Below are 3,675 nucleotides of genomic sequence, written 5' to 3'. Positions count from 1 at the left end.
ATGATGGCCTCTCCTGAAAGAAAAACACCCTGTCAGCGTACCGCTCACAGGGTGGGGGTGACCATCTCATTAGACCCCGCACATTGGCGGGGTCTTTGTTACAACCGGGATGGCACCAGGCAGAGGCGCTCAGCCGCGTTTGGCCTGCTTTTGCGCAATGGCGTCGGCGACGTCGGCCGGGTCCAGCACAATGCCTTCCTGATCCGGCGTCGGGAACACGGCCACGCAGAGATCATCCTGCTCCATGCCGTCCACCCAGCGATCCAGCCACACCTTGAGGGTGATGGACTGCGGCTTGCACTCGGCCCACTCCCCTTCGGCCCAGGCCTTGGCGTAGTCGGGATGCGGCCATACCGGGATGCAGTCTTCCTCTTCGGTCGTCAGCATCATGACGCCGTGTTCGTCGGTCAGGACAAACAGCTCTTCGTGCTCGACCAGCTTGCTGATGAAGTGATCAAAGCGGTAATCGGCGTTCAGTTGCAGCGCGGCATTGCGCTCGGTGTCGCTAAGTTCATAGCTCATCGGTCAAGTCTCTCGTTCAATAAAGGGCGACATGTTCACATCTTGCCGACCCCTTGTCCAGCAGGAGTAATAGGTCATCCGTCTTTCCATCGCCTCACCCCAGCTCGGGGGTCAACAGCCGGAGTCCCGCGGTCTCACCCAGTCGCTCCCTCAGCCAATAGGCGGACTCCACTTCCACAAAGCAGAGCTGATCCCGCCCCGCAGCGACCCCCACCATGATCTGCTCAAGCCGTGCTTGCTGGGCGGCACTCCAGGCAGCAACCAGCTTGCCGTCATGGGCCTCGTCCACCACCTCACGGCGTAGCTCGAACAGGTTATCGGTGATCGGGCTGTTTATCTTGCTCGGGTGGCGCCAGTACATCTGCAGGTTGTCCAGCATCTCCTCATCGTAACTTGCCAGCGCATCGAGCTCCGGCGTCTCTTTGCTCTGGGCCGCGAACTCGCACCAGCCTGCCGACAAGGTAGCCAGACTCTGGGCATCCTTGCCATGCTGACGCAGGGTCGTCACGTCTTCCCCACGAATGGCCGGCAGCCAGAGATCTCCTTGATGTTGCGCTAGGAGAGGGAGCAGCAAGGAGGGAGCATAAACAGGAAAACGGGGACCCAGAGAGTGCAGCAGAGAGACCAGAGTGACAGTGATCATGAGACGCGCCTTGAACAAGATGACCTGGCATCACGCCTGGTCATGAGGGTGAACGAGGGTGCCATTCTAGCATGTTTGCCTTGCTGGGGGCGTTTGCGTCCAGCCGGACCGGTGATAGATAGCGTCCAAAAAAGCAGCGTTTGAACCAGAGCGGCCCCGATAAAGGCCAATTGTTTGAGCCAGCGCCCACTAAAGAGGCACCGGGGATGCTAGGTTGCATACATCTTTAGCGTAAGGAGTGCATCCATGAGTGGGATCAACCAGGTTTCTGACGATTTTGTGAATGAGCTGAAAATACTGGCGTGTTTTGATCCGGCCAACATGAGCCTAGGGATCAAGCTGCGCAGCGACATGTCGGAAGCGCTTTGCCAGGCGGCAGCGCGCCTGCACAGCCAGGGCCTGATCACCGCGGCAGATGGCGGCTATCTGACCCCTTTCGGCATGACCATGCTGGAGCATCTCCAACACCTGCTGGTCGCACTCAAGCCGAATTGAGCGGTTGTGGTGCCCAGAGCGAGAAGTTGAGCAACTCCCAGCGCTCTCCTTGTCGCAGCAGACAAGCAAACAGCAAAGGACCTTCGGGTCCTTTTATCTTGCCATCGACCAGCCACTCTCCCGCCCGTTTTGGCACCGGCTGTACCCTGATCTCATCGGGTTTCACCGCGTTTCCCAGGCGAACATGTACAAACTGTTGACACACGGACACGGCATCATTCACCACAGGATCCGGCGTTGGCGTGCTGGCCTGAAAGGTCAACGCCACGGTCAGCAAGAGGGAGGAGAGCAGGGTCATGACGCGTATTGATGAAGCCATGAAAACAAAAAGCCGTGGCACCAGAGGTACCACGGCTTTCTTAAATTCTGCAAGAATTACAGAGCAGTTACGTTCTCAGCCTGCGGGCCTTTTTGACCTTGGGTCACAGAGAACTGCACGCGCTGACCTTCAGCCAGGGTACGGAAGCCGTTACCTTGGATAGCGCTGAAGTGAACGAAAACGTCCGGGCCGTTTTCTTGCTGGATGAAGCCAAAACCTTTGGTTTCGTTGAAAAACTTAACGGTACCGGTGATCATGTTAGACATATCTTTAAACCTGTATTCAAAATAATTACTTATGCTTTTCAGCGGGTAAAGCTCAAAAAACGGGATTACTTATGAACAACAGGAAAAGATGTAAAACATCATATTCATTGACATAACTATCGCCCTTTCAAGCTGGTTGAGATTATACGTGCCTTTGTCGATTACGCAAACAAATTTGTACCCCGCCAGCGGCGGGGTACAGCGGTTTAGACCTGTGCCGACTCCAGTGCCTGAACCAGGGCTTTGAGGAAGCGAGCCGCCTCTCCACCGGTGCAGGCTCTGTGGTCAAACGTCATCGACAGGGGAAGTGCACGCACCGGGCGCGCCTCGCCGTGGATGAACACCACCTTCTCGAACAACTTGCCCGCTCCTATGATGGCCACCTGGGGTGGTGTGACGATGGGGCTGGCGTAACGGCCAGCGATGGCGCCAAAGTTGGTGAGGGTGATGGTTGCCCCCTGCAGCATTTCCCGCGGCACGGCACGGGCCTTCACATCGGCGATCATCCGATCCAGCCCCTGCCGTATGTCAGCCGGGTCCCGCTCTGCCACGTTCTCCATCACGGGCACATAGAGCCCATGCTTGGAGTCGACCGCGATGGCCACATTGACCTCCCTGAACAGACGCCGCGACAGGGTCTCTTCGTCAAACCACGCATTCATGGAGGGTTCGGCCCGACAAGCCACGCCGATCGCCTTGATGAGGCGCACCGTCACATCTTCATCCGGGCGCCAGTGGCGCAAGTCCACTTCGTCGGTGATGCTCACCGGCACCACAGTCCGGTGCGAGAGCTCCATCGCCTTGGCCATGGCCCGGCGCGAGCCTTTCAGGAATTCGTTGCCGCTCTCCTGCTGGGCCTCGAACGCCTGTTGCACATCCTGCTCGGTCACCATGCCAGCGCTGCCGGTTCCCTTGACCTTGTCGATGTCCAGCCCCAGTTTTTGCGCCAGCAGACGGACCGCTGGCATGGCTTGTACCAGCGTGCCGCCGGGCGCCATGGCCCCCACCACGAAATGATCCTCGATATGCTGCTGATGGGCGCTGACCTTGCCAACGACGGTGCCGTCATCCTCGCCCCCTTCAAACTCCACCAGCGGTGCCCCGATGTGGAGGATGTCCCCCTCCTGCCCGCACAATCTGGCGATGACCCCGGCCACCGGTGAGGGCACATCTACCAACGCCTTAGCCGTCTCCACCGACAGCAGTACCTGATCTACCTGCACCGTATCACCGGCGCTCACCTTCCACTCGACGATCTCGGCCTCGGCCAGTCCTTCGCCCAGATCCGGCAATTTGAAAAATTTCATGACCTGCTCTCCCTCTGCTGGGACATCACCAAACATTGACAGACACCTTGACATCCTCCCCCACCTTAGCGCTTCGCGTCACAGGAGGGGGATTCCCATTACTGGGTGATAGCTGCTCGCGCA

At 58.3% G+C, this 3,675-nt stretch carries 6 protein-coding genes; 1 reads left to right on the top strand and 5 read right to left on the bottom strand.

All coding sequences use genetic code 11. From position 1 onward, the window contains the following. Window positions 1-129: 129 nt before the first annotated feature. The gene (locus PG892_RS21850) at window positions 130-522 is read right to left on the bottom strand and encodes a DUF2750 domain-containing protein (RefSeq protein ID WP_010675308.1); all 393 of its coding nucleotides are present in this window, start codon (window positions 520-522) and stop codon (window positions 130-132) included. A 94-nt stretch (window positions 523-616) separates the two neighbouring features. Next, on the bottom strand, window positions 617-1,165 hold the full coding sequence (locus PG892_RS21845) for a hypothetical protein (protein WP_052814699.1): 549 nt from the start codon (window positions 1,163-1,165) through the stop codon (window positions 617-619). Between the two features lie 246 nt (window positions 1,166-1,411). Between PG892_RS21845 and PG892_RS21840 the strand changes: the two genes are divergently transcribed. Beyond that, window positions 1,412-1,660 carry a TIGR02647 family protein gene (locus PG892_RS21840; RefSeq protein WP_010675310.1) on the top strand — a complete coding sequence of 83 codons (249 nt, stop codon included), beginning with the start codon at window positions 1,412-1,414 and terminating at the stop codon, window positions 1,658-1,660. Here PG892_RS21840 and PG892_RS21835 read toward each other — a convergent pair. From PG892_RS21835 to PG892_RS21825, 3 genes are all read right to left on the bottom strand, one after another. Continuing rightward, complete coding sequence (locus PG892_RS21835; protein WP_223917501.1) at window positions 1,647-1,958, bottom strand: hypothetical protein; 312 nt, start codon at window positions 1,956-1,958, stop codon at window positions 1,647-1,649. The two genes, PG892_RS21840 and PG892_RS21835, sit on opposite strands and share 14 nt — an antisense overlap. A gap of 77 nt (window positions 1,959-2,035) precedes the next feature. After that, window positions 2,036-2,245 carry a cold-shock protein gene (locus PG892_RS21830; RefSeq protein ID WP_005302803.1) on the bottom strand — a complete coding sequence of 70 codons (210 nt, stop codon included), beginning with the start codon at window positions 2,243-2,245 and terminating at the stop codon, window positions 2,036-2,038. Between the two features lie 206 nt (window positions 2,246-2,451). Beyond that, window positions 2,452-3,552, bottom strand: a complete 1,101-nt coding sequence (locus tag PG892_RS21825; RefSeq protein ID WP_111897073.1) for a dihydrolipoamide acetyltransferase family protein — start codon at window positions 3,550-3,552, stop codon at window positions 2,452-2,454. Window positions 3,553-3,675 lie beyond the last annotated feature (123 nt).

This window comes from Aeromonas sp. QDB68, assembly GCF_027707405.1.
GTDB lineage: Bacteria > Pseudomonadota > Gammaproteobacteria > Enterobacterales > Aeromonadaceae > Aeromonas > Aeromonas caviae.
The sequence above is the reverse complement of the archived record's forward strand: the minus strand, read 5'-3'. Positions and strand labels throughout refer to the sequence as shown.